Raw genomic sequence first — 26,523 nt, 5'->3', positions numbered from 1 at the left:
GATGAAGCGTTATCGATAACGCTTCATCGCGCCCGAGGGCGCTCCTACGTTGTATCGGCTGCTATCGCATTGGTGCATGACCTGCACCGCTCAAGCAGACGCTGCCGCAATCAGCATTCAACCCGGATGTGAATCAGCCGATATCCATGCCATAGCGCCCTGCGCGCGTTTTGGATGTCGTTGCCATGCCTGTTGTGTCGCTATTGCGTCGTCACGTTGCCAATCTCCCACTCACCCGCAAGTTCGTCCTGCTCTGCGCGCTACTGACCGTGGGTGTGATCCTGCTCGCGGTGGCTGCGGCGCGCCTGCAATATCTGGATCTGGTGGAGGCGCGCAAGCTCAGCGTCAAGACCGAGGTCGAGATGGGTCTCACCGTGATGCAGCACTATGCCGACAAGGTCAAAGCTGGCGAGTTGACGGTCGAACAGGCCAAGGCAGCGGCAAGTACAACGCTTGCCGACATGCGCACCAACGATGGCGTGGATTACTTTTTCATCGTCGATCCGCAGATGCGCATCCTGATGCATCCCAAGCGCGCCGTCGGCACCGACATGAGCGATTACAAGAGCGATGCCGGGCAGTACGTGTATCGCGACATCAAGACTGCGATCGAGCGTGGCGACGGCTTCAGCTATTACAACGCACCCAAGCCGGGTAAAAAAGAACAGCTGCCCAAGATCAGCTATGCCAAGACCTTTCCGGCCTGGAACTGGGTCTTGGTGATGGGTGTGTACGCCGAAGACATCCAGGTGCAGGCCTGGGGCTTCACGCGCACCTTGACGTTGATCGGCGGCGCGTTGGTGGCGATGGTGATCGGCCTGTGCTGGTTGATCGCCTCGGCCATGGCTGCGCCGCTGCGTGCCGCATCGCGCACCGCAGAGGCGATCGCCTCCGGCCGCTTCGATAACGACATTCGGGTCGAATCGCGCGATGAAACCGGCCAGCTGATGCACAGCATGCAGCAGATGCAGAACCAGCTGCAGCGCTTCAACGGCGAGATGCAGACCATGATCCGTCTGCAGCAAGGCGAGAACATCGCGCACCGCATCCCGGAAGATTTCCCCGGCGATTACGGCACGCTGGCGCACGGTGTGAACACGGTGGTGTTCGAACACCTGGATGCCATCAACGAAGCGATGGACGTGATGAGCGACTACGGCCGTGGCGATCTGCGCCGCGACATGCGCCGCCTGCCCGGCCAGCGCGCGGCATTGCATGAAGCCCTGGACACGGTGAAGGGCAATCTGTCGGCGATCAACAGCGATATCGCACGCCTGGCCGATGCCGCTGCGCGCGGCGATTTCTCCGCACGTGGCGAGCAATCACGCTACCAGTTCGCGTTTGCGGAAATGGTGCAGGCGTTGAACCGCCTGATGCAGCAGGCCGATGCCGGCCTGGACGATGTGGGCCGCATCATGGCCGCGATTGCCGATGGCGATCTGTCGCAGCGGGTGGAGTCGCATTACGAAGGCGCGTTCGGCCGGCTGGCCAATGCAGCCAACCGCACCGCGATCCAGCTGACCAGCATCGTGCAGGGCATCCAGCATTCGGCCGAGATGATCAACACGGCGGCCGGCGAAATCGCCAGCGGCAATGCAGACCTGTCCACGCGCACCGAGCATCAAGCCGCGAATCTGGAAGAAACCGCCGCCTCGATGGAAGAACTGACCTCCACCGTGCGCCAGAATGCCGACAACGCGCGTCAGGCCAACCAGTTGGTCAAGGGCACCGGCGATGTTGCCGAAAGCGGCGGCCGGGTGGTGCAGGAAGTGGTCAGCACCATGCAGGCAATCACGCAATCGTCGGCGCGTATTTCCGACATCATCGGGGTGATCGACGGCATCGCGTTCCAGACCAATATCCTGGCCTTGAACGCGGCGGTGGAAGCCGCACGCGCCGGCGAACAAGGCCGCGGCTTTGCGGTGGTGGCCACCGAAGTGCGCGCCCTGGCGCAGCGCTCGGCCGGTGCCGCCAAGGAGATCAAACAGCTGATCTCCGACTCGGTGGAAAAAGTCGCACAAGGCTCGAACCTGGTGCAACAAGCCGGCAGCACGATGACCGAGGTGGTCAGCTCGGTGAAGCGCGTGACCGACATCATGGCCGAGATCACCGCCGCCAGCACCGAGCAAAGCGCCGGCATCGAGCAGGTCAGCACCACGGTGATGCAGCTGGATGAAATGACCCAGCAGAACGCCGCGCTGGTGGAAGAAGCCACGGCGGCCGCACGCAGCATGGAAGATCAGGCAGCGGATCTGACGCGCGCAGTGGCGGTGTTCCGGTTGGTGCCGGAGCAAGCTGCAATGCAACGGCGTTCGGTCGTGCAGGCGGCTTGATGGATGGATGCATAGCCCCTCGCCCTGCGGGGCGAGAAGACACGGCATGCGCGCCACTAATGCGCATGCCTGGGTCGGCGAGGACACCGCACCAGACAGGTTGCGGGTTGCTTTGAGAAGAGCTACGCACACCGACCATCTTGATTGGTCCTTGCCCGCCCACCATCGCGGGACCTTACGCGGCATGGATGCCGCGTAAGAGCCTACACGGACGTACTTGCGGCGTGTCCCGCGATGGTGGGCGGGCAAGGGCCCTGCAGCCAGGCGACAGATCGTCCGCTCTGCAATCGACGCATCCACACCCTTTATCACCTCTCAAGACGACCGAGATGGTGAGCTTCATCGAAGGGAGTGAAGATTGATGGATGCGATTGCATCGCTACTCACAAAATCCAGAAGTGCAATGCGCACTTCTGATTGATCCAATTTTATGGGTAAGCCGTACCCTCATCCGCCCTGCGGGCACCTTCTCCCGGTGGGAGAAGGGAGCGGCGCGCGATTAACTAGCGCGCGGCATCGCGCCCGGCAGTAGGTGTGTCGTTGCCGCAGCGGGCACGTTTTGCGGCGTACATCGCTTCGTCAGCCGCGTGCATCAGGCTGGCCGCGTCGGCGTTTTGGCCGTGTTGCCAGGCGACGCCGATGCTGGAGTGGATCGGCAGGTGTTGCTCACCGAACACGGCGCCCGCTGCGGCAGCGGTGCGAATCCGTTCTGCCACTGCCGCGCATTCGGTCTGCGGGTCTTGCAGGTCGTCCAGCAACACCACGAATTCGTCGCCGGCCAGGCGCGCCACCAGATAACGGTTGCCGGCCGCTTGCTGCAGGCAGCGGCCGAAGGCCACCAGTACCGCGTCGCCGGCGCGGTGACCGTGCACGTCGTTGATGCGTTTGAAGCCGTCCAGGTCCAAAAACATCACGGCGACCGCACGCTGTTGTTGCTGCGCCTGGGTCACCGCGATCTGCAGCGCTTCGGACCAGGCATGGCGATTCGGCAGGCCGGTCAAGGCATCGCGGGTGGCGCGTTCGTGCATCAGCCGATGCAGTGACTTGTGCGCGGTGACGTCGTGCGCCATCAGGAAGAACCCTTGCGCCTGCGTCGATGCGCTCTGCGTCGCGGGCACCAAGGTGATTTCCACATCGCGCGGTGTCGCGCCGCCACGTAACACGTGTTCGAAGCTGGCGCGTTGCCCGCCGATTACCTGCGCCAGCGCAGCGCGCGCCGGGGTACTGAGGTCATCGCCCAGCACCTGGGTGAGATGGCGGCCGACCAGGCTGGACGGCTCCACGCCGAGCCAGTGGCGATGCGCTTCATTGGCGAACAGGCAACGCTGCTCGGCATCGAACTGGCTGACCAGCGTCGGAGTGGCATCGCTGATCGCGCGCAGGCGCGCCTCGCTTTCGGCCAGGCGTTCAGCGGCGACATGGCGTTCGGTGACGTCCTGGATCTGCGAGACGAAATGCACCGGTGCACCGCTGCTGTCACGCACCAGCGACACCGACAACTGCGCCCAGATCACCGCGCCCTGCTGGCTGATGTAGCGCTTGGCCATGCTGTAACTGTCGCGTTTGCCGTCGATCAATTCCTGCACAAAGCACAGATCCATCTCCAGGTCGTCGGGATGGGTGATGGTCTGGAAGGTGGTGCGCAGCAACTGCTCGCGCGGATAGCCCAGGATGCTGCACAGCGATGGATTGACGTCGCGCCAGGCGCCGTCCAGCGAGACGATCGCCATGCCCTGCGGGGCGGTTTCGAACGCACCCCTGAAGTGCTCGGCCGCCAGCTGCGCGGCCGCCTGCGCCTGCAGCTCGGCGGTGACGTCGATGGCCATCGCCAGGTAGCCGGCCAGTCCTTGCTGGGCGTCGTGGATGACGTTGAAGCACAGCCGTACCCGCCGCAGCCCGCCGTCCTTGCGCACCAGGGTCCAGATTTCTTCTTCGAGCACATCGCCTGCCGCAGCGGCGGCCAGCTTGAGATACGACGGCGGCGACAACGCAAGCGTGGCCATGTGCCGTTCGAGCTCGGCCGGCAGATGGAACTGCGCAGGGCAGCGGCCCAGCACTTCGTCCGCTGCGTAGCCCAGCAGGCGCTCGGCGCCGGGATTGAACAATTCGATGCGCCCGTTCGGGTCGAAGGCGATGATCGCCACGTCCTGCGAGGCGTCCACCAGCGACTGCAAGCGCGCACGCTCGCCCGCCAGCGCAGCTGAGGCATCGCGCAGCTGGGTGATGTCGTGCATCACGCACACCGCACCCAATGCGGCGCCCTGATCGCTGACCACCGGGTCGGCATTGCACAGCACGCTGCGCGCGCTCTGGCCGGTGGCACGGATCACCATCTCGGCATTGCGCACGTGCTCGCCGCGCCAGGCACGCACCAGGGGGATGGCTTCGGTAGGCAGCAAGGTACTGCCGTCGGCAGCGTAAAGATCGAAATGCTGCGCCCATTGCGCCGGCGGCAACAGGCGCGGATCGGTACCGTGCCATTGCCGCGCGGCGTGGTTGAATTCATGCAACAACCCCTCGCTATCGCAGGAAACCACGCCGTCGGGCATGGCTTCCAGCAAACGGCTCAGGGTCTGCCGCTGCGCCTGCGCGGCCAGACGGTCGCGGCGCGCCTCGAGTTGATTGGCGGCCTGGCGTGCCAGCCGGATCAGCGCCTGTTTCTGGCTTTCGTCGAGGACCCGCGATTTGGTGCTGAGCGTGCACAAGGTGCCGTACGCATAGCCCTCGCGGCCGATCAGCGGCACGCCCACATAGGAGCGAATGCCCGGCGCGGCGGTGACCAGCGGATTCAGTGCGAAGCGTGGATCGGCCTCGGCATCGGGCACCTCCAGCAGCTCGGTACCCATCACCGCGTAAGAACAGAACGACACACTGCGCGGGGTGCCTTCCAGATCGGTGCCGCAGCGTGCCTTGAACCACTGACGGTCGGCATCCAGCAACGACACCAGCGCCATCGGCGCACCGCTGACATGCGCGGCCAACCAGGCGATGTCGTCGAATTCGGCCTCGGGCTCGGTGTCCAGCACCCCCAACCGACGCACGGCCTCCACGCGCAAGGCGTCGTTAGCGGGCATCGGCACGGGCGGCAACAGGACGGTCATGGCGTGATCGGCGGGTAGCGTCTGGTCAAGGTAGGTCGCCCCAAGTAACGGCGAGGCGAGGATCAACTTGAGTCAAGCGCGGCCGGGTCCGCTTACACCGCATTTCAGATCTGCGGCCTGTCTTGGGGCACGGCAGCCGCAGCGACACTGCCAAACAGCATTTGCGGCGCCGCCAACCAGCCACTACCCTCGGCCGATTGTCCTTTTCTGGAGTGTCACATGCTGCGTCCGCTGTCCCTGTTGATCGCCGGTGTGCTCGGCGCCGCCGCCGGCACCATTGCTCCCGTCGTCGAAGCTGCCCCGGCCAGCCTGTCCAAGCCCGCGGCCAGCAGCGCCATTCCCGAGATCGGCTACACCCGCTTCACCCTGCCCAACGGCCTGACCGTGGTGGTGCACGAAGACCACAAGGCACCGGTGGTGGCGGTGAGTATCTGGTACCACATCGGTTCGGGCGACGAGCCGGCCGGCAAGACCGGCTTTGCGCACTTGTTCGAGCATCTGATGTTCTCCGGCTCGGAGAACAACAAGGGCAGCTATTTCGCCCCGTTCGAGAAGGTCGGCGCCACCGACATGAACGGCACCACCTGGTTCGACCGCACCAACTATTTCGAAACCGTGCCGACCACCGCGCTGGATACCGCGCTGTGGATGGAATCGGACCGCATGGGCCACCTGCTCGGGGCGATTGGCCAGGAAGAACTCGATACCCAGCGCGGCGTGGTGCAGAACGAAAAACGCCAGGGCGAGAACCGCCCATACGGCCGTGTGGACCAGAACATCCTGTCCAACCTGTTCCCGGCCAATCATCCGTATCAGCACGACGCCATCGGCTCGATGGAAGACCTGGACGCGGCCTCGCTGGCCGACGTCAAACAGTGGTTCAACGACAACTACGGCGCCGCCAACACCACCCTGGTGCTGGCCGGCGACATCACCGTGGCGCAGGCGCGCGCCAAGGCGCTGCAGTATTTCGGCGACATCCCGTCCGGCAAGCCGGTGGCGCGCCAACAGCCGTGGGTGACCCCGCTGGCCGCGCAGAAGCGTGGCGTGCAGCACGACCATGTCTCGCAACCGCGCATCTACCGCACCTGGGTCGCGCCGCAACTGGGCAGCGATGCGGCGATCCAGCTGGACCTGGCCACCACCGTGCTCGGCGGTGGCAAGACCTCGCGGCTGTATCAGCGTCTGGTCTATCAGGACAATCTGGTCGACGACGTGTCGGCGTCGATCCAGGCCTTCGCCTTGTCCAGCCAGGTACAGATCCAGGCCGATGTGAAGGACGGTGTGGATCCGGCCAAGGTCGAGGCGATCATCGACGAGGAACTCAAGAAATTCATCGCCCAGGGCCCCACCGCCGACGAACTGCAGCGCGCGCAGGTGGCCTACCGCGCCGGCTTCGTGCGCGGGCTGGAAAAGGTCGGCGGCTTCGGCGGCAAGGCGGTGATCCTGGCCGAGGGCCAGGTCTATCGCGGCGACCCGGGCGCCTACAAGCAGGATCTGCAGCGCGGCCAGGCCGCCAGCGTGGACAGCGTCAAGCAGGCCGCTGCCAGCTGGTTCGGCAAGGGCGACTATCTGCTCACCGTGTTGCCGGCCGGCAAGGACTTCGACCCCGCCGCCGAAGACAAGGCGGTGGTCGCACGTGGCGACGAACCCGGCAAGCCGGCGCCCAAGCTGCCGGCCGCCGGCAAGTACAAGATCACCGCCTCCACGCTGGACCGCAGCAAGGGCGTGCCGCAGACCAGCCAGTTCCCCGATCTGAGCTTCCCGCAGCTGCAGCGCGGCAAGTTGAAGAATGGCATCGAGGTGATCCTGGCCGAGCGCCACACCATCCCGGTGACCCAGGTGGAACTGCTGTTCGATGCCGGCTATGCGGCCGACCAGGGCAAGAAGCTGGGCACCGCCAGCTTCAGCGCCGCGCTGATGAACGAGAGCACCGCCGCGCTGGATTCGGTGGAAGTGGCCCAACGCCGCCAGCGCCTGGGCGCGATCACCGCAGTCGGCTGCGATCTGGACAGCTGCAGCGCCTCGCTGGACGCGCTCAACGACCAGCTGCAGCCCTCGCTGCAATTGTTCTCCGACATCGTGCGCAACCCGGCCTTCAAGCCCGCCGACATCGAGCGCATCCGCAGCCAGTGGCTGGCCGGCATCGCACAGGAAAAGACCCAGCCCAACAGCCTGGCGCTGCGGGCACTGCCGCCGTTGTTGTTCGGCCAGAACCACCCCTACGGCATCCCGCTCACCGGCAGCGGCACCGAGGCGGCGATCAAGAGCCTCAACGCCCAGGACCTGCAGGCCTTCCACAGCCAGTGGCTGCGTCCGGACAACCTGCGCATCCTGGTGGCCGGCGATACCACGCTGGCGCAGATCATTCCGCAGCTCGATGCCGCCTTCGGCGACTGGAAGGCCCCTGCCACGCCGTTGCCGAAGAAGAACCTGGCCAACGTCGCTGCGCAGCCCAAGCCGCGCGTGTATCTGATCAATCGCCCGGATGCGCCGCAGTCGGTGATCCTGGCCGGCCTGCTCGCACCGTCCACCAAGGCGCCGGACAACCTGGCCATCGGCGTGGCCAATGGCGCCTTCGGCGGCACCTTCACCTCGCGCCTGAACATGAACCTGCGCGAGAACAAGCGTTGGGCCTATGGTGCCGGCACCCGCATGCTGGATGCGCAGGGCCAGCGGCCGTATCTGTTCTCCGCGCCGGTGCAGACCGACAAGACCGCCGAATCGGCCAACGAGATTCTCAAGGAAGCCACCGCGATCATCGGCGACAAGCCGCTGACCAACGAGGAGATCGAGAAGATCAAGAACCAGCGCATCCGCGCCCTGCCCGGCAGCTTCGAAACCACCGGCGCGGTGCTGGGTGCGATCGAAGGCATCGTGCAGTTCGACCGCCCGGACGATTACGTGCAGACGCTCAAGCCGCGCCTGGAAGCGATCGACAAGCCGGCCGCGCAGAAAGCCATCAAGGAAATCATCGCGCCCAAGGCGATGACCTGGGTGATCGTGGGCGATCTGAAGAAGATCGAAGCTCCGGTGCGTGCGCTCAAGCTGGGCGAGGTGCAGGTGCTCGACGTGGACGGCAAGCCGGTCAAGCGCTGAGGGCGATTGACCCACCGGCTGCGTTGCTGCCAAGCGGCGCGGTCGGGTTGTGCGGCGGTGGCGGGTTGTATGGCGGTGGGATGTCTCCAGACGCACGGACAGGACGCCTGCACGTGACTGCGTGCAGGCCGATCAGGAACTGCAAGGACGCAGCCCGCCGCTTCAGGTGACATCCGCGCCGCCAGGCAAGCGTTGGCGTTCGGCGGCGGCAGGCAAACTTGCCGCATCCATGCCCGCTGGTGGCTCGTCGTGCGCGTAGTGGTTGCGCGGATCATCCACATCGGAGCTGTTGCCCAGGTGCAGATTGTTGAACAGATGCACCTGCCCATCGCGCAACCGCGTTGCTGCGTCTTCCCATGCGCGTTGCAAGGTCACGCCAACGCACCTGGCCAATATCCACGCCGCGTTATCGGCAACGCCGGTATCGTGGCACCTTCTCGCTCGCGCTTGTCTGGCTTATTCAATGAAAGAAATGCCCATGGCTGACGAAGCCTCTCGCCAACAGGTTCTGGATGGCTACCGCATCGTCGACAGCCTGCCCGAGGACACCTATCAAGACGTCGTGCAGGTAGCGGCTTCGTTGTGCGGCACGCCGATCGCACTGATGTCGCTGGTCGACCGCGACCGCCAGTGGTTCAAGGCCCAACTGGGTCTGGGCATGCAGCAGACCGATCGCAGCCAGGCAGTGTGCGATCACGCCATCCGTAGCCCCGAGCACCTGATGGAAGTGCACGACCTGACCAAGGACACGCGCTTTGCCGATGTGTCGGTGGTCACCGGCGAAACCGGTGCGCGGTTCTACGCCGGCATGCCGCTGGTGACCTCCGACGGCGTGGCATTGGGCACGGTCTGCGTACTCGACACCGAGCCGCGCACGCTCACCGAGATTCAACGCACCGGCCTGCAGGCCTTGGCGCGCGTCACCATGCGCCTGCTGGACGAGCGCAAGCGCGAATTGCAGCTCGAGCGCGAGGCGATTTTGCAGCCGGTGGCGCCGGTTGCCACCAAGACCGGCGCCGACACTGGTTATTACCTGGTCATCCTGGAAGTGCAGGAACTGGCCGCGCTGGCCGAAAAACAAAGCGAGCGGCTGCTGGGCCGCGCCTTGCAACAACTCGATCAGGCCCTGGCTGCACATGTACAAGCCAGCGGGGACAGCGTAGACCGGGTCACCGAAAGCGCGGAGTTCATCGCCGTGCTGCGCGGCCCCGATGCCGAACAGAAGCTGCAAGGCCTGCGTGACATCGCCCAGCAACAACATGCGCTCGGGCTCACCGTGCTGATCGGCGAAGCGCAGGCAACCCGTGGCGATGAACCGATCGGCCAGGTATTCCTGCGTGCGGAAGTGGCGCTGAGTATCGAAAAAGACCGCTATCGGCAGAGTCTGGCGTAGGGCGGACTCAGTAAGAGTATGGCTCAGTAAGAGTATGGCGTGGACAGACTCATAGCCTGCTGTAGCGCTCGGGTTGGTCATGTGTAGAGGTAGCGCTCGGATCGGCCTCATGTAGCGCTGGGATTGGAGCTATGTAGAGCTCGGATTGGGCTGTTGTGAGGCGGGCATCGCCGTGATTCGACTCTTGACGGCCATACGCGGCTGGGCGGCTGGGCTGGGCTGGGCTGGGCAGTTGGACGCATGCAGGCATAAGGGCAAGAGCGGCTGGTCCCCTTCTCCCACCGGGAGAAGGTGGCGCGCAGCGCCGGATGAGGGTGCGGTTGCCAAGCGATCATGCGGCGCCTGGTGTACAAGCTCCTACAAAACCCTGGCTGCCTCCAACCAAAACACATCCCTCACTCGTCGATTTAGAGCGGCTGGAAGGTGATTGAACGGTGTGGATGCGTCGGTTTCTAGAGCGGCTGATCTGTGGGTTTGCTGCAGGGCCCTTGCCCGCCCACCATCGCGGGACACGCCGCAAGTACGTCCGTGTAGGCTCTTACGCGGCATCCATGCCGCGTAAGGTCCCGCGACGGCGGGCGGGCAAGGACCAGTCGAGAGTGTCGGTGTGCCTGGTGCAAGCAATGCATGATGTGCGTTAGTCGGATAACGTTGCGTCCGAAAATCTTCTCATCGCAAGCCGAGCAACAGGCAGGTTTATATCCGGCAACCGACCAACTTCCTGGTGCGGTGTCCTCACCGATTGCGGGACCGTGTGGCGGCATGAATGCCGCCACCGAGCCTCCACGAACGGATTCACGGCGTGTCCCGCAAGCGGTGCGGGCGCCGCGCACTCAAACCTACTCATCCTCACGCATCAACGGTGTGCGTGTGGCCGACACGCTGCCGCTATTGATACAACGTCAGAGAGGTTCTGTTAGCCGCTCTTGATCAGCTGGACACTAACCAACCCGCTCACCCAGTCGCACACTGCTTCAACTGGCGATCGGCATACCACAGCGCGCGGCGGGCCAGATCGTAGGCGCTGTCGGCCTGGCGCGGCAGCATTTGCGCAGCCATCACCGGGTCGGCGCCGTTGTTCAAGGCGTGCTCGGCGCGCTCAAGATCGCCCAGATGCGTGCGCACCGGCGACAACAGGGTTTTGCGTTTTGACGCGTCGCAACGCGCACTGCGTTGCTCCAGCGCCGCCAGCGCCTCACGGATGCGGCGGCTGGCTTCGCCCTTGAGATCGGGCGGTGTCTCGTGCGCGATCGGCGCGGCCTTGTAGGCATCGCCGGTCGCTTCGCTGCCCATCTCTGCCTGATTGCCGGCCAACGCGGGGTTGAAGCGCACATCCGGCGGCGGTCGCGCCTTGGCCACCTGCGTCTGCGGCCCGTTGATCATGTCGTTGAACTTCTTCATGCCGCGATTCATTTCCTGCATCGCCACATCGCCCAGCGTGCCGTCGCTTTTCCAGTCCTTGGCAAAGCGCGTGTCCTGGTATTGCACCGGGTTGACCCGTTCCATCACATTGCGCGCCTTGGCCTGCGCGCGCTCATCGCTCATGCCCGGCGGCACGGCGGCACCGTTTTGCGCCATCGGATCTATTTGCGCCGTTTGCGGCATGCGCAAACGGCCTTCGCGGGTATAGAGCTGGGCTGCCATCGATTCGTTGGCCGGCGCATTGGCGGCGGCCACCTGGCGCTGCGGCGGTGGGGTCCGTGTGGGCGGCGGCGCACTGCGGGCGGCCGATGTCGATGCGGCGGCAGGCGCAGCGCGCGGTGTGCGCTCGCGTGGTTGCGGCGGCTCCATCGGTGCCGGCAGCGTCAATTGCGGGCGCGGCACGAAATACACCTGCAAACTGTCGTCGTGTCGCAGGGTTTCGCGCGGCGGCGGCATATACAGCAACAGACAGGCAAGAAAGAACAGCATGGCGCCCGTGCATGCGACAGCGGCGACATGCGGGACAAGCGTTTCCTTCCTGCGGGTAGTCACAATGCGGGAGACCGGTGAGATGAGAGATGCGCACGCCACACCGTGAACCCGGTGCAGGACGCGCAAATCTAGCGGGCGCTGCGCCTGCGCGCGTTTGAAATTCGTTGTCTGGCCAGAAAGAGCCAGCCGCCATTCACGTTGAGCGCATCGTCACACATCCTCGCCCGGGTAAAGCCGTTGGCAGATTTCGCAGAAAAAGGCACGCCGCCCGGCCTTGCCCAGGTGCTTGCGATACTGCAGCGGCGCGCCATCGCGCGGGCAGCTGGTTTTGGTATGCACCTGGTAATTCTTTTTCAGCACGAACGCCTTTTTCCAGGTGTAGAAATCGAAACTGTAGTCGCGCGCCTGGGTAACCAGCTCGCCAAGTTTGCGCGCTGGCAACGCGCCCACCGCGCTCTCCGGATGCACCCGGATGCGGTGCAGCACCTCGTTCTTGATGATGTTGCCGACGCCGGCAAAGATGCTTTGATCCAGCAATGCATCGGCGGCAAGCATGGATGGCGCGGCACGCAACTTGCGCCGTGCCTGTGCGCCATCCCAACGTGGATGCATCACATCCGCCGTCCAGTCATAGACCTCGTCCAAGGGGCGCTCGATAAACTGCACCGAGCAGGCATAGAAGTTCAGCCGCTGGCCCTTGGAAAATTCCAGACGCAAACGCGGCACCGCATTGGGCTTGTCTTCGTCGATGCGATAACTGCCGAACAACAGAAAATGGATGCGCACGCTGAACTGCGCGCACTCGATCAAAAAGTGCTTGCCCCAGCTGCGTAGTGCCAGCACTTTCTGTTGATCCAGGCGCGCGATGTCCTGCTTGCTGTTGCCGGAGACACGCAGGATCTTGCGACCGACAAAGGCCTCGGTTTGTTCACGCAGGATGACAAGGGACGGGCCTTCTGGCATGCGCCCAGTATCGAAGTCGCGGGTGAGTCGGCCGTGATCGCACTGCACACGCAATGCTGACGCGCGCGCATGCATAGAGTGCTGCCCGATCGCATCGCTCCCCCGTCATGTCGTCTCGTTCGTCCATCGCCGTGCCGCGTGTGCGCTGTGGCTGTGCAGGCTGGTCGATTCCGGCCGCCGACCGCGCGGCGTTTGCTGACGGCGCCAGCGTGTTGCAGCGCTATGCCACGCGTTTTGATGCGGTGGAAATCAACTCCTCGTTCCATCGCCCGCACCGTGCCGGCACTTATGCGCGTTGGGCCGACAGCGTGCCGGAGGATTTCCGTTTTTCGGTCAAGCTGCCGCGCAGCATCAGCCACGACGCGCGCCTGCATGCGGCCGATCCGTTGCTGGATGCGTTTCTGGCCCAGGCCGGCGCGCTGGGCACGCGACTGGGCTGCCTGCTGCTGCAGTTGCCGCCCAGCGCCGCCTTCGATGCGCGCGTAGCAGCCAGCTTTTTCGCGATGCTGCGGCGGCGCTGGGGCGGCGGCGTGGTGTGCGAGCCGCGCCACGCCAGCTGGTTTTTGCCGCAGGCACAGGCGCTGCTGACGCGCCACCGCATCGCACGCTGCGCCGCCGACCCGGCGCCGGTTCCCGAAGCCGCCACACCAAGCCCTACCGCCGGGCCGTACTACTGGCGCTGGCATGGCGCGCCGCGCATCTACTACAGCAGTTACGACGACAGCGCGTTGCAGGCATTGGCCGACGCGGTGCGTCAGGCCCCGCGCAACGCTATGCATCCGCAAGCCGAACGCTGGGTAATCTTCGACAACACCGCCGCCGGGCTGGCGGTGCCCAACGCGCTGCAGCTGCAGCGTTTGCTGGGAACCGACCGCAAGCGCTAGCCAGCGTTGATGGAGCATGTGAGACCACGTCCCATCTACGGGCGGCGGCGCGTCCAACAACACGCCCGGTCAACCGAATCAACGCAAGCGGTGGTCCGGATTGCCATCCACCCGCGCATGCAGCGGTTTGGAGCGGCTATCAAAAGTACTACGCAGCCGCCAGACGGGTGCGGCCACCGCTCGCAATCGCAGCTCAGCCCGCGACGGCTGGTGCGCATCTTGCAGTGAACAGGCCGACTACGCCGAACCGCACCTGCTCAAGCTGCCTCAATCCGCGCCGATAGGCCTGAATTGGCGCGACAACCTGCGACACCGCGCCGGATCATCTTGCTGAATCTTGTCGTCTCCGTGCGAAGCCTGTCGGCCTGCCGACACCATCGTCCGGTCCCGCCCGCCACTTCGGTCGTTTACCATGCCTTACGCCACTGCCCGTTCTGGAGATGCCATGAGTTCTGCCGCGCCCCCGTGCTGCACGTCGCTGCTTGGCCTGTCGCTGAGCATGTTCGTTGCGCCGTGCACACTGACCGCCGCGCCGATGGACACTCCGGTCGTCAACGCCCCGGCGGCCACACCGCCCACGCCCGACCTGGCCTACCCGGAACTATTCCAGGCGGTGCAGCGCGGCGAGCTGTTCGACGACCAGAAGCATTTCGTCGACTTTCTGCCGCTGCGCGATCCGGCACTGATCAACGCCGACTATCTGGCGCAGCACGATCACCCCGGTTTCGACCTGCGCAAGTTCGTGGACGCCAATTTCGAAGAATCGCCGCCGGTGCAGACCGATGCGATCCGCCAGGACACCGCGCTGCGCGAACATATCGACGACCTGTGGCCCAAGCTGGTGCGCAGCCAGACCCACGTGCCGCCGTACAGCAGCCTGCTGGCGCTGCCGCATCCGTACGTGGTGCCGGGCGGGCGCTTCCGCGAGGTGTATTACTGGGATTCCTACTTCACCATGCTCGGCCTGGTGAAGAGCGGCGAGACCACGCTCAGCCGCCAGATGCTGGACAACTTCGCCTACCTGATCGACACCTACGGGCACATCCCCAACGGCAACCGTAGCTACTACCTGAGCCGCTCGCAGCCGCCGTTCTTCTCCTACATGGTGGAACTGCAGGCCGGCGTGGAAGGCGAAGCGGTGTATCAGCGCTACCTGCCGCAGCTGCAGAAGGAATACGCCTACTGGATGCAGGGCAGCGAGGATCTGCAGCCCGGCCAGGCCGCCCGCCACGTGGTGCGCCTGGCCGACGGCAGCCTGCTCAACCGCTACTGGGACGAGCGCGACACCCCGCGCCCGGAAGCCTGGCTGCACGACACCCGCACTGCCGCCGAAGCGAGCGACCGCCCCGCCGCCGAGGTCTACCGCGACCTGCGCGCCGGTGCCGAAAGCGGCTGGGACTACACCAGCCGCTGGCTGGCCGATGGGCAGAACCTGCGCACCATCCGCACCACCGCCATCATCCCGATCGATCTGAACAGCCTGCTCTATCACCTGGAGCGCACGCTGGCCCAGGCCTGCGCGCAGCCGGGTGCCGAGTGCACACAGGACTACGCCGCGCTGGCACTGCAGCGCAAGCAGGCCATCGATGCGCATCTGTGGAACAAGGCCGGCTATTACGCCGACTACGATTGGCAGACACGCAAGCTGAGCGACCAGGTCACTGCGGCGGCGCTGTATCCGCTGTTTGCCGGTCTGTCGTCGGACGACCACGCCAAGCGCACCGCCAGCAGCGTGCGTGCGCGTCTGCTGCGTCCCGGCGGCTTGGCCACCACCGCAGTGAAGACCGGCCAGCAATGGGACGAGCCCAATGGCTGGGCGCCGCTGCAATGGGTGGCGGTGGACGGCCTGCGCCGTTACGGCGAAGACGCGCTGGCACGTACCATCGGCGAGCGCTTTCTCACCCAGGTCCAGGCGCTGTTCGCGCGCGAGCACAAGCTGGTCGAAAAATACGGTCTGGAAGCCGATGCAGCCGGCGGCGGCGGTGGCGAATACGCGCTGCAGGACGGCTTCGGCTGGACCAACGGCGTCACCTTGATGCTGTTGAATCTATACCCGGACACAGCGACCAAGGCGGCGCCAGCCAAACGCGCGCGCAAGCCCGAAGCGGCGACGCGCTGAGGGTGCAATCGTTGATGCCGGGCATTGCTCGGCGTCGCTGGCGGCATCGCATTTCCGGCAGTCGGCAGCGCTGGCAGATCACTGCAACAGGCATCGCCTGATCGTTGCGTCATTGCAGAGTGCACCCGCGCGCTGCAGTGATCGCTGCTACTGCACCACCGGCCACGCACTACCGTCGTAACTCAGCCGATTGATACCCAGGCGCGCATCGCCGCGATCGTCGTAGTAGTGGTAGACCAGAATGTCGCCATCGCCATCGCGAAACACCGATTGCCCGCCCGGCCCATGCATGCTGCCCAACCCGGACTGGATCACCGTGCCGCCACCGTTGCGCATGTCCACACCGGCGCGATCCAGATACGGCCCGGTCACCGAGCGCGCACGCCCCACCGCGATCTTGTAGGTGCTGCTGGCGCCCTTGCAGCAGGCATCGAACGACACGAACAGGTAGTACCAGCCATTGGCCTGCTGGATGAAAGGCGCCTCCACCGCACCCGGATACGGCCGGCTCGCCAGGCTGTAACGCGCCGTATTGCTGGATAGCTGCTTGCCGGTGCCGGGATCGAGCTGGATCAGCTTGATCCCCGACCAGAACGAACCGAACGCCAACCACCATTTGCCGCCGCCATCCACCACCAGATTGCCGTCGATGGCGTTGTAGTCGTCGCTGCTTTTGGACGTGTAGACGATGCCTTGATCCTTCCACGAGCCAGGCTTGCCGGTGCTGCTGCTGGCAAACCCGATCGCCGAATTGTTCGTGGCGAATTTGGACGCGGTGTAATACATCAAGTATTTGCCGCCGTGGAAGGACACATCCGGCGCCCAGACCTGATTGTCTGCGTTGTAGTTGCGCACCCAACTCGGTGTGGTGCTGAAGATCGCGCCCGCATTGCTGAATTTCGTCCGGTCGGTACTGGTGACCACGCCGGTGGTGGCATAGATGTAGTAACGCCCATCGCCGAGCTTGAGCATCGAAGGATCGTGCACGATGGTGTCGCCGCTCACCACGCCCGGCCCCACTGCCGCTTGCGCGGGTGCGCCAATCACACCGGCGACGATGGCAAGCAGCGATGCAATCGCGCCACCGCGCAGCGACATTCCAGACCAGCACCCTTCCACTCGATTGCCACGAACAACGCGCATCGGCCAACTCCTTGAATAACGTAAAGACGTTATCTGTAGGAGCAATCTAGCCCGGCAGCAGTGTCGTGAATCCGACGCTGATCTCAGAAGCATTACGCAGGCCGAGCGGTTGTTTTATTTGCGACGCGCCTTCGTGCCGATCGGCGCGCCATGTCCGCAGACGAAAGGCGGCTCGCACATCAGCACGCTTCGAAGACACCGGCCTGCCGCGTATCATGCGCACTCTTTCACGCTCCGGGATGGACCCATGGCCGTACGCACGCTCAACGAATTTCTCGCCCATTCCAAGGAAAAGGACGTCAGCCCCGATCCGTTCGAACTGGAAAACCCGCACCTGCTGGAAGTGCGCCTCAACGGCATGGTGTGGTCCAAGGCCGGCGCCATGGTTGCGCGCACCGGCAACGTCAAGTTCACCCGTGAAGGACTGCTGGAACAGGGTCTGGGCAACCTGCTGAAAAAGGCCGTCAGCGGCGAAGGCATGCAGCTGATGAAGGCCGAAGGCCAGGGCCGGGTGTATCTGGCCGACCTCGGCAAGCTGGTGACGCTGTTGCGTTTGAATGGCGAGGCGATCTTCGTCAACGGCAACGACGTGCTGGCCTTCGAATCCGGTGTCGAGCACAAGATCACCATGATGCGCAAAGTGGCCGGCATGCTGTCCGGCGGCCTGTTCAACGTGCGCCTGAGCGGCCACGGCATCGTGGCAATCACCTCGCACTACGAGCCGCTGACCCTGCCGGTCACCGCTGCCAGCGGCCCGGTGTTCACCGACCCCAACGCCACCGTGGCCTGGTCGGGCACGCTGACCCCGGAGCTGGTGGCCGACGTGTCGATCGGCACCCTGTTCGGCCGCGGCTCGGGCGAAAGCCTGCAAATGCGCTTCGCCGGCGAAGGCTGGGTGGTGGTGCAGCCGTATGAAGAAGCCAGCTTTCAGGCCAAGGGCTGATGCACGTGTGCCCAGCTACGCGTTGCGTGGCTGGGCACACGTCAGTATCCATAACCTGTCAGATCAGATGAAAAAAATGCGTGGCTGATCCTGATCCCAAGCCTGATTCTGGCTTGTATGGCCATCGCTCTTGCCGTGCTCATGGCGTCGCAAGATCGGGAGTGGACGTGCAGCTGCGAAGAGTCGGAGCACTGGCATTACGTGGGTTCAAATGGAGCGAAAGAGAGCGAGTCGCATCTGCAGGCCACTGGACACGCCACATTTTGCACGCGAACAGATCGTGCAGCGAGGATCATGGATCGCTTGTTCGATGTAATCTTTCCTGGCCAGAAATTCTAGCAACTCATTTAGCTCGAACCTGCTTAGAGTATTTGCTTATGTCAATACCGCTATGCCGCTGTGGCGCCATCAGTAAGGCGTCAAACGTGTTTCTGCGACGCGCTGACAGCTACAAGAAAGATCCATCGAGTACGCGATTGCGGCTCTTCATCTCAGCATGCAGGCTATCGAAGCCAGGAAGGCAGGACCAATCTGTCGAGTTACCGATGATGTAAACCCGTTGCTTGGCACGAGTAAGCGCCACATTTAGAAGATTGGGTTTCGCAGACGCCCAATTGCGGCTACCGCTACCCGATTTCCCCGGGGCAGAGCCTAGCAGGATCACCACAATCTCCGCCTCCTTGCCTTGAAACCGATGGACTGTACCGCAGTCAACCGGCCACTCTTTTTTGTTGATGCCCACCTTGCGAAAGGTTTCCCATCCGGCTTCTGCCACCTTACGAAAAGGCGAGATGACAAATAGTCCCGCCGGCTTCTCATCAGCGCCAACGACAGGCCAGTTGGATTTCAGTCGTTGTAGAAGCTGGGTCAGACAGATCAATTCATCATGGACGATTTGCCCGTCATTCGAGTGCCCCTGCACATCGAACCAAGTACTTTCCCCAAGCGAACATCGGATGGGTTCTGGATCAGTATTGGCCTGCACCATTTGGCAGTCATAGGCGATTGCGTTGGCTATGCTGAACATCGGGTCGATACACCGGCGATGGGCGCGAAGGGGTAAGCCCGTCCAGATCGCTGTTTCTGGTGTACTGGGATCACCGATCCAGGCACCAAGCGTCATGCCACGATCCGCAATGGTTTGCGCAGACTCCTGAGCCGGTGACCAGCAGATGTCGACTCCGTGCTTGTTTCTCAACTCCGCGACGACAGCGGCAGGAACCGTCATCACCGGCTGGACCTGCTTTGGATCACCAATCACTACAGCGCGGCGGCTACGCCACAGCGCGCCGGCCACGGACTGGGGCGTGGCTTGACCAGCTTCATCGATCAGTAGCCAGCCCAATGCTTCGCGCCCCAGCCCTATGAATAGCCGGTCGAAAGAGGCCAGCGCGCTGGACACTACCGGTACGACGAAAAACAGCATATCCCACAGCATGTGGCGTTGCGATTCGGCAATAGGTTCAGGTGTATCCCTTGTCAGCATCCCTTTGACGGCGCGCAGATTGGCGATTGCCTTGCCTTTACATGCGAGCAAGGTGCTCTCGTGCAGATGAAGGGCCGCAAGGAATAACTGGGCACGCAATAGATCGAACTCTGGCGTCACCCACACGCTAGCCAAATGACGGTCCACCGTTGGCAAGTTAAAGAAATCGGCATCAGGTAGCGTTGCTCCGGTCTGTTTTAGGTCCACTACGCACTGTTCGAGCTTTTGGCAGCGAAGATGGGCTCGCTTGATCTCCTTTTGGAGAGATTCAATCTTCTCGACCAGCTTGGAACTTTCCATCTCGCGGAGCAAAGCGATGTCGGCGAGAGTTGTCTTCTGGGCTTGCACGGATTGTCTGCGTGGGCCCAGACATTCAAGTGCCTTGCGCCAAGCCTCGCTCGCGTCAGCGCGATCTTTTCGCAGTTTAAGCGTCTCTTCATCCCAAACACGCATGCGCTCGGTAACGAGGCCAACCGCTTTGAGCCAACGGTCCCAGATGCGCGGGACCTCAGTCGCTTCGGCTGCGTGCAAGCGGTCTGACACAATCTGTACAACTAATTTCGCCTGTTGCTCGGCAAGTTCGCCCATCGCCAGATCGTTCTCACTGCTCGCTAACTGCTTCTCGGCATCCTTCAGACGATGCGACCACTGCTCGGGAAGAGCATTCAACTCGGATTGAAGCGCATCGACCCGCACTCGGGCCTGTGCTATGGATTGATACAGACGTGCAAGCTCTTTCATTGCCTCCCAAGCTTTCTCGAATGAGCTGCGCTTGGTTTCGACCCTTTCGGACAACTCGAGGAACTCCTGCTTTGCGAGCCGCCAGCGCTCTAGGGCATCATCCCCTTGCGCCTCAAGAAGGGTTTTGATGTCGCAGGGATTACCCGGCACGTATGCTTTTGAAGTGCCGTCGCGAAAGAAAGCGTTCGCAAATTTCCGGCGGTTGTCGCTGTTGCCCAAGGCCGCAGCAACCAAGCCCCACGCAGGAACCTTGATCTGCGATGCAGTAAATACCTGGGCAGCCACTTCCTGAAAATAGGTGGCGCTTGCGTGTTCTTCTGTTGCGATCTTGCTGAGCGCAGGCAGCTCACGTGTGATGTTCTCGACAGCTGCGTTGTTGTTACTCGCAACCACGATCCCGGTGCCAGCTACGATCTCTGGCTTGAACGGAAAGACGTTCAAGCCGCCGATGGTTGTCTTGTCGCCATAAGCCTCCCACGGAGATCGCAGTTTGGCCAATCCCTGGGCGCGGCGCACGACTACATCAGCAATCACATCACATAGCAGGGTGGTCTTACCGGTGCCAGGCGGTCCGTTGACGGCCACCAGGCCGGCGCCATCGCAAAGCTGAGAGGTGATTTCGTTGACGGCGGCCTGCTGGGCAAGCATCAGATGATGCTTTTTCTTCGCGGGCCAGCGGCCAAGAGGGAGTTTGGTTGGTGACAAGCATGCAGCCATCGCATCGGGCCGCCGCAGAATATCCTGCCGAGACTGGTCCACAGATGCCAGCCCGAGATAGCGCTCCAATGTTCTTCCCAATGCACGACCGCCATCCGCTTCCGCTATCAGCTGATCCAAATCGTTGAGGTAGAACGAGTTCAGGAAGTCGATGCTATCGCCCTTTTCGGCTTCGTCGTCTTTACGTCGCTTTCGCAATGTCGATTTGATGACGGCTGAAAAGGATAACTGGGGTATTCCTTTACCAAAGCGAGCAAGCGCATGATGCAGCTCGGCCTCAAGTTCCCTCCATTCAACCGGAAACGGTGGAGGTGCTTTACCCTGGTTTGATTGTTGGGGCGGGTTCTCGTCGGCTTCTTCCGTCTTCGCATCCGTACTGTTGGCGGAGATGGTCGTAGGCGCGCGCCGCTCCTTGAATGCTTCCGCCTGTTCTTTGATGTCGTTGTTAAGACCATCAAGGGTCTTCCCATCGAGCAAGCGCTGGACACCCAGGGCAAAACTGGCGGGAACATAAGAGTCGCTCGCGACGACCCCCTCTCCATTGACAAGAAAAGCAACTAACCATCCTTCGCCGACTAGTTGCTGCAGGTCGCTCTCACTCAGCAGTTGAGATGGGCAAGTGGCCTGTAGAACGACTTGGGCCCAGTCCCGGCACGAGGCCACGCCGAGAAAGATGGCATGTACCCAGTCTTCTTTATCGGTCGGGATCAACGAGGCTCTATGCCCTCGTTCCCAAGGTAGCGCATCGTCTTTCCAATATCTCGCCACCTTCCGCGTCGGAGTGCTTTCTCTCTTGGGTACGGTGGGAATGTTGAAGATCTCTACGTCTCGCCAAAAGCGAAGTACATCCCTGGCTTGCTCTGTCAAAATAGTGCTCCAATGCGCACGGTTTCTTTCTGCGGCAAAGTCAACTCTGAGTCGCAACACAACTGCAAGCAAGCCGTAAAAGGCGCGACTGCTACTGAAGTCTATATTTGTTCATAACTTCGGTCGCACGAAAATTGCTTTACACCCAACCGCGCCGACGAAACCACACCAACGGCACCACCATGCTCAGCACGATCACGCCCAGCGCCCAGTAATACGCGTCATGCCATTTGAGCTCGGGCATGTAGGCGAAATTCATGCCCCAGATGCCGACCAGCACTGTGGGCGGGATGCCGACCACCGACGCCACTGCCATCACCTTCATCACGTTGTTCTGGTCCATGTTGATCATGCCCAGCACGCTGTCGAGCAGGAACTCGATGCGGTCGTCCATGTGCTGCTGAAATTCGCTCAAGGTGGTCAGGTCCTTGTGCAGCAATCCGATGCGTTTGGCCGCATCCTCGCCAAACCAGTCCGGCGCGGTGCCGTCCAGATAGGTGACCAGGCGCAGCAGTCCCTGCCCGGCATTGTGCAGCCCGCCCAGGCGCCGGCCCATGCCGCCCACCTGATGCAGCATGCGCTCCAGATCCTTGGTCTTGTGCGGCTCGTCGAAGACTTGCCGGGTGGTGTCGGTGACCTCGGCTTCCAGCGATTCCAGCCGGTCTGCCAGGCGACCCACCAACTGGTCGAACATGCGCAGCAACAAATCGTCGGCGCTGTGGCAGGGCTCGTGTTCAAGCCGCGCAGCCACCGCCTCCAGCGAGCCCAAGCGCTGCTCGCGCAAGGTGACCAACATGGTCGGCGACACCGCAAAGCCCAGCGGCGCGGTCGGGCCATCGTCGTCCTGAAAGCGCGGCACATTGAGAAACAGCACCTCGCCCTGGCGCCGCACCCGGCTGCTGAATTCGATCTCGCCGATCGCCGCGCGATCCGGCAGCGCGAACCCCACCTTTTCTGCAGCCTGCGCCAGTTCCTGTGCAGTGGGTTGGCACAGGTCGACCCAGGAACCTTGCGTGTGCTGCGTTCCGGCAATCGGGTGTGTCGTGATCATGCGGCAGGCCGTGGCGATGGATGGCGGCGAGCATCCCGTTCCATCCGATCGGCGTCAACGTCGCGCGCAAAACGCGCTTAGCTGCCAGTGGCCTTTATCGCGGCGCCGTGCAGCCACAGACGCCAAGGCCCCGCAGTGCGGGGCCTTGGTGATGTCTTCGGTCGGTCTTGCGTGCGATCAGCCTGTGCGCGTCTGCTTCCGCTTCACCGCATAGCCGATCGCCAGCAGCAGGAACCACACCGGGCTGGCCAGCAAAGCCTGGCGCGTGTCGGCCTGCAAGGTCAGCAGCACGATGACGAAGGCGAAAAACGCCAGGCACACGTAGCACATCAACACGCCACCGGGCATCTTGAACGCCGAGGCCGCGTGCTGCTCCGGGCGCTTGCGCCGATAGGCGATATAGGCACACAGGATCAGCGACCACACGAACATGAAGAGCACCGCCGACAAGGTGGTGACCAGCGTGAACGCAGTAACCAGGTTGGGAATCAGATACACCAGCATCGCGCCCAGCAACAGACACACGCAGGAGAACAGCAACCCGCGCGCCGGCACCGCCGCACGCGAGAGCTTGGCGAAGCCCTTCGGCGCATGCTGCTCCTCGGCCAGGCCGTAGAGCATGCGGCTGGTGGAGAAGATGCCGCTATTGGCCGAGGAGGTGGCCGAGGTCAGCACCACGAAGTTGATCAAACTCGCCGCCGCCGGCACGCCGGCCAGCACGAACAACTCCACGAACGGGCTCTTGTCGGCCACCACCTGCCGCCACGGCGTCACCGCCATGATCGCGATCAGCGCCAGCACGTAGAAAATCAGGATACGTACCGGGATCGAATTGATCGCCTTGGGCAGATTGCGGCGCGGATCTGCGGTTTCCGCCGCAGTGGTACCGACCAGCTCGATGCCGACGAAGGCGAACACCGCGATCTGAAAACCGGCGAAGAACCCGCCAATGCCCATCGGGAACATGCCGCCGTCGTTCCACAAGTTCGACAGCGAGGCCACATTGCCCGACGGCGAGCGGAAGCCCCACGCCACCAGCCCGGCGCCGGTGATGATCAACGCAGCGATGGCGATGATCTTGATCAACGCGAACCAGAATTCCATCTCACCGAATAGTTTGACCGTCACCAGGTTCAAGCTCAGCAACAACAACACGCACGCGATGGCCGGAATCCACGGCGCCAATCCCGGAAACCAGAACTGCGCATACGCCGCAATCGCGATGACATCGGCAATGGCGGTGATGATCCAGCAGAACCAGTACGTCCAGCCGCAGAAGAACCCGGCCCAGGGCCCGAGCAGATCGGTGGAAAAGTCGATGAACGACTTGTACTCCAGGTTGGACAGCAGCAGCTCGCCCATCGCGCGCATCACGAAGAACAGCATCGCGCCGATGATCAGATAGACAAACAGGATCGACGGCCCGGCCAGACTGATGGTCTTGCCCGAGCCCATGAACAGCCCGGTGCCGATCGCGCCACCGATGGCGATCAGCTGCAGGTGACGATTGGAGAGACTGCGTTGCAGATGATCGGGCGCGGACGGGTCAGACATGGGCACGGCACCGGCAAGTGAACAAGCCGTCAAAAATACGAGATCGCGGCAGCGCGCACCAGCGGTTTGAACAGCAACGCCGGGTAGGCCGGCAAATACGCCGGCGCATGCCAAGCGGACAGCGCCATGCTGCGGTGCGCACAGTACGGGTTGCGCGCCGCGTGTTGCGCCATGCAGCTAGGGCTACGCGTTGGCAGCGGCGTGCACTGTCGCGACCAAGATGGCAACCGTGCGGCATCTCGTACAAACAGCGATCCGCGTCCCAGCGCGCTCGTTGCGCTGCCTGCAGCACGCGCTCCTGCCCGCTTCCTTGACTGCGCGCACGGACCGCACGTGGCGATTGCTGGTCTCCTGCGCGGGCCCAACCCTCAGGACACTCCCATGTACTCACGCTCCCATCTATTGCTGGCCATGACGTTGCTGGCCCCGGTCTCTGCATTGGCCGTGCAGGTCGATGCGCACGGGCAACTGATCGACGCGCGCGGTCAGGCGCTGCAACTGCGCGGCGTGACCTGGCCGGGCTTCGACCGCGCTGCGCTGGTTGCGGCGGGTCTGCGCAACAGCACGCTGCAACAGACGCTGGATCAGATGCAGGCAGCCGATATCAATGCGCTGCGTGTGCCGATCTGCACGGCGACGCTGCAAGCCAAGCCCGTCGCTGCGGCCGATGTCGCAGGCGACCCCGCACTGCGCGGCCTGACTTCGTTGCAGCTGCTCGATGCGGTCGTGCGCGCCAGCACCCAACGCGGCATGCAGGTCCTCCTCGCATTTGCCGATGGCGGGTGCGATGACTCCGCACCGCAGCTGGGCGCGCAGCAGCAAGCCTGGACGAACGGCTTGACCACGCTCGCCGCCCGCTACGGCACCACCACCGGTGTGATGGGCATTGATCTGGGCAGCAGCGGTTACCGCAATGCCACCTGGGCCGGAAACAGCGTAGACGCAGACTGGAATCGCATTGCCTCACGCGCGGCGGCCACCGTCCTCAAACAGGCACCACGCTGGGTGGTGGGCGTGGAAGGCGTGGGCAACAACGCGCTCTGCAGCGACTCCGCGCGCAAGGCGCCCGGCAGCAATCTGCAGCCGCTTGCCTGCGTGCCATTGCGCATCCCGGCCAAGCAACTGGTGTTGATGCCCAAACTGGCGGGGCCGGATCGCGATGCGGCAGATGCCTTCGCAGCTACCGACTTTCCACGCGGTCTGCCGGCGAGCTGGCAACGCGACTTCGGCACGTTTGCCGCCGACCATGCGGTGCTGCCGGTCAGCATTGGCGGCGGCCTGGGCGATGGCGACCCGCGCGATCCCGCATGGCAACAGGCATTGAGCGGCTATCTGGCAAACACCGGCATGCGCAGTGCCTTTCTGGGCAGCTGGGAAGTAGGCAATGCCAACAATGGCGGCCTGCTCGCCAGCGATGCCAGCCCGCGCAGCGACAAGCTGCAGATCCTGCATCAAGCGTGGGGATTGGCAACAGCTACATCTGCCAGCGCATCCGCAAAAAGCGCGAGTAAAGCCGACGCGAGCAAAGCGACCACCTGGAACAGCACCTTCAGCGGCACAGCGACCTACACCGGCTCCGGCTATTCCGGCGGTGCAGTCCTGCTGGATCCGATTCCCAGCAACGCGTTCATCACCGCACTCAACACGACCCAGATGAACTTCGGCGGGGTCAAAGCCGCACTTGCCGGCGCGTACCTGGAAGTGACCGGCCCCAAGGGCAAGACCGTTGTCTATGTCACCGATCTCTATCCGGACGGCGCATCCGGCGGCCTGGACTTATCACCGAATGCCTTTGCTGCAATCGGCGACATGGTGCAAGGGCGCATCCCGATCAGCTGGAAGATCGTGCGCGCACCCATCACCGGCAACGTGCAATACCGCATCAAGGAAGGCAGCTCACGTTGGTGGGCGGCGATCCAGGTGCGTAACCACGCCTATCCGGTGGTCAAGTTCGAAGTGAAGCAAGGCAGCACCTGGAAGAGCTTGCAGAAGATGGACTACAACCACTTCCTCGGTGAGCAACTGGGCAACCAACCGCTGTCCATCCGCATCACCGACATCCGCGGCAAGGCCATCCTCGATACCATTCCCGCGCTACCCGAAGACGGCAGCAAGCCGGTGTATTTCGAACCGGGAAACGTGCAGTTTCCCTGACGTGATTCGTCCGGAGGTGTTGATACAACCTTTGAAAAGCATGACTAAAGCCCCTCTCCCG

At 63.2% G+C, this 26,523-nt stretch carries 14 protein-coding genes and 1 pseudogene; 7 read left to right on the top strand and 8 right to left on the bottom strand.

What is annotated here, in order from left to right; genetic code table 11:
• The first annotated feature begins 203 nt into the window (after nucleotides 1-203).
• On the top strand, nucleotides 204-2,333 hold the full coding sequence (locus tag ABS769_RS16355) for a methyl-accepting chemotaxis protein (RefSeq protein ID WP_268215098.1): 2,130 nt from the start codon (nucleotides 204-206) through the stop codon (nucleotides 2,331-2,333).
• A 503-nt stretch (nucleotides 2,334-2,836) separates the two neighbouring features.
• Here ABS769_RS16355 and ABS769_RS16350 read toward each other — a convergent pair.
• Nucleotides 2,837-5,542, bottom strand: a pseudogene (locus tag ABS769_RS16350) (PAS domain S-box protein).
• Between the two features lie 111 nt (nucleotides 5,543-5,653).
• Between ABS769_RS16350 and ABS769_RS16345 the strand changes: the two are divergent.
• Complete coding sequence (locus ABS769_RS16345) at nucleotides 5,654-8,533, top strand: M16 family metallopeptidase (protein WP_317062423.1); 2,880 nt, start codon at nucleotides 5,654-5,656, stop codon at nucleotides 8,531-8,533.
• A 162-nt stretch (nucleotides 8,534-8,695) separates the two neighbouring features.
• Here ABS769_RS16345 and ABS769_RS16340 read toward each other — a convergent pair whose 3' ends face one another.
• Entirely contained in the window at nucleotides 8,696-8,908 is a 213-nt protein-coding gene (locus tag ABS769_RS16340; RefSeq protein ID WP_317062422.1) for a hypothetical protein, read from the bottom strand.
• 88 nt (nucleotides 8,909-8,996) lie between these two features.
• On the opposite strand from ABS769_RS16340, the gene ABS769_RS16335 reads away from it, so the two are divergent.
• Entirely contained in the window at nucleotides 8,997-9,926 is a 930-nt protein-coding gene (locus ABS769_RS16335; RefSeq protein ID WP_317062421.1) for a GAF domain-containing protein, read from the top strand.
• 954 nt (nucleotides 9,927-10,880) lie between these two features.
• Here ABS769_RS16335 and ABS769_RS16330 read toward each other — a convergent pair.
• Together ABS769_RS16330 and ABS769_RS16325 are read right to left on the bottom strand one after the other, a co-directional pair.
• Nucleotides 10,881-11,900 (bottom strand): hypothetical protein, encoded by a 1,020-nt coding sequence (locus ABS769_RS16330; RefSeq protein ID WP_317062420.1) that lies wholly within the window; start codon nucleotides 11,898-11,900, stop codon nucleotides 10,881-10,883.
• Nucleotides 11,901-12,050: 150 nt separating this feature from the next.
• Nucleotides 12,051-12,803 (bottom strand): DNA-formamidopyrimidine glycosylase family protein, encoded by a 753-nt coding sequence (locus ABS769_RS16325; protein WP_317062419.1) that lies wholly within the window; start codon nucleotides 12,801-12,803, stop codon nucleotides 12,051-12,053.
• A gap of 107 nt (nucleotides 12,804-12,910) precedes the next feature.
• Between ABS769_RS16325 and ABS769_RS16320 the strand changes: the two genes are divergently transcribed.
• The gene (locus tag ABS769_RS16320; RefSeq protein ID WP_350498202.1) at nucleotides 12,911-13,687 is read left to right on the top strand and encodes a DUF72 domain-containing protein; all 777 of its coding nucleotides are present in this window, start codon (nucleotides 12,911-12,913) and stop codon (nucleotides 13,685-13,687) included.
• A 445-nt stretch (nucleotides 13,688-14,132) separates the two neighbouring features.
• Nucleotides 14,133-15,806, top strand: a complete 1,674-nt coding sequence (gene treA, locus ABS769_RS16315; protein WP_074058329.1) for an alpha,alpha-trehalase TreA — start codon at nucleotides 14,133-14,135, stop codon at nucleotides 15,804-15,806.
• 147 nt (nucleotides 15,807-15,953) lie between these two features.
• On the opposite strand, the gene ABS769_RS16310 is transcribed toward treA, so the two are convergent.
• Nucleotides 15,954-16,949, bottom strand: coding sequence for an arabinan endo-1,5-alpha-L-arabinosidase (locus tag ABS769_RS16310; RefSeq protein WP_317062416.1), 996 nt, complete (start codon nucleotides 16,947-16,949; stop codon nucleotides 15,954-15,956).
• 247 nt (nucleotides 16,950-17,196) lie between these two features.
• On the opposite strand from ABS769_RS16310, the gene ABS769_RS16305 reads away from it, so the two are divergent.
• Nucleotides 17,197-17,892: an AIM24 family protein gene (locus tag ABS769_RS16305; protein WP_055819755.1), complete on the top strand. Its 696-nt coding sequence runs from the start codon at nucleotides 17,197-17,199 to the stop codon at nucleotides 17,890-17,892.
• 448 nt (nucleotides 17,893-18,340) lie between these two features.
• Here the strand turns inward: ABS769_RS16305 and ABS769_RS16300 are convergent, their stop codons facing one another.
• The 3 genes from ABS769_RS16300 to cycA all read right to left on the bottom strand — a co-directional run bounded on the left by ABS769_RS16300 (nucleotide 18,341) and on the right by cycA (nucleotide 24,308).
• Nucleotides 18,341-21,547, bottom strand: coding sequence for a DEAD/DEAH box helicase (locus tag ABS769_RS16300; protein WP_317062415.1), 3,207 nt, complete (start codon nucleotides 21,545-21,547; stop codon nucleotides 18,341-18,343).
• Between the two features lie 295 nt (nucleotides 21,548-21,842).
• Nucleotides 21,843-22,754 carry a CorA family divalent cation transporter gene (locus tag ABS769_RS16295; protein ID WP_317062414.1) on the bottom strand — a complete coding sequence of 304 codons (912 nt, stop codon included), beginning with the start codon at nucleotides 22,752-22,754 and terminating at the stop codon, nucleotides 21,843-21,845.
• Between the two features lie 177 nt (nucleotides 22,755-22,931).
• On the bottom strand, nucleotides 22,932-24,308 hold the full coding sequence (gene cycA / locus ABS769_RS16290; protein WP_006448608.1) for a D-serine/D-alanine/glycine transporter: 1,377 nt from the start codon (nucleotides 24,306-24,308) through the stop codon (nucleotides 22,932-22,934).
• Between the two features lie 381 nt (nucleotides 24,309-24,689).
• Here cycA and ABS769_RS16285 point away from each other — a divergent pair, with 381 nt between their 5' ends.
• Nucleotides 24,690-26,462, top strand: a complete 1,773-nt coding sequence (locus tag ABS769_RS16285) for an expansin EXLX1 family cellulose-binding protein (protein ID WP_317062413.1) — start codon at nucleotides 24,690-24,692, stop codon at nucleotides 26,460-26,462.
• Nucleotides 26,463-26,523: the final 61 nt, after the last annotated feature.

It is taken from the genome of Xanthomonas hortorum, assembly GCF_040279205.1.
GTDB lineage: Bacteria > Pseudomonadota > Gammaproteobacteria > Xanthomonadales > Xanthomonadaceae > Xanthomonas > Xanthomonas hortorum_F.
This window is presented reverse-complemented; position numbering and strand designations above follow the sequence as displayed.

Coding starts and splice junctions, on each gene's coding strand:
- ABS769_RS16345 (WP_317062423.1), top strand. CDS start 5,654: ATGCTGCGTCCGCTGTCCCTGTTGATCGCCGGTGTGCTCGGCGCCGCC.
- ABS769_RS16335 (WP_317062421.1), top strand. CDS start 8,997: ATGAAAGAAATGCCCATGGCTGACGAAGCCTCTCGCCAACAGGTTCTG.
- ABS769_RS16325 (WP_317062419.1), bottom strand. CDS start 12,803: ATGCCAGAAGGCCCGTCCCTTGTCATCCTGCGTGAACAAACCGAGGCC.
- ABS769_RS16320 (WP_350498202.1), top strand. CDS start 12,911: ATGTCGTCTCGTTCGTCCATCGCCGTGCCGCGTGTGCGCTGTGGCTGT.
- treA (WP_074058329.1), top strand. CDS start 14,133: ATGAGTTCTGCCGCGCCCCCGTGCTGCACGTCGCTGCTTGGCCTGTCG.
- ABS769_RS16310 (WP_317062416.1), bottom strand. CDS start 16,949: ATGCGCGTTGTTCGTGGCAATCGAGTGGAAGGGTGCTGGTCTGGAATG.
- ABS769_RS16305 (WP_055819755.1), top strand. CDS start 17,197: ATGGCCGTACGCACGCTCAACGAATTTCTCGCCCATTCCAAGGAAAAG.
- ABS769_RS16295 (WP_317062414.1), bottom strand. CDS start 22,754: ATGATCACGACACACCCGATTGCCGGAACGCAGCACACGCAAGGTTCC.
- cycA (WP_006448608.1), bottom strand. CDS start 24,308: ATGTCTGACCCGTCCGCGCCCGATCATCTGCAACGCAGTCTCTCCAAT.
- ABS769_RS16285 (WP_317062413.1), top strand. CDS start 24,690: ATGTACTCACGCTCCCATCTATTGCTGGCCATGACGTTGCTGGCCCCG.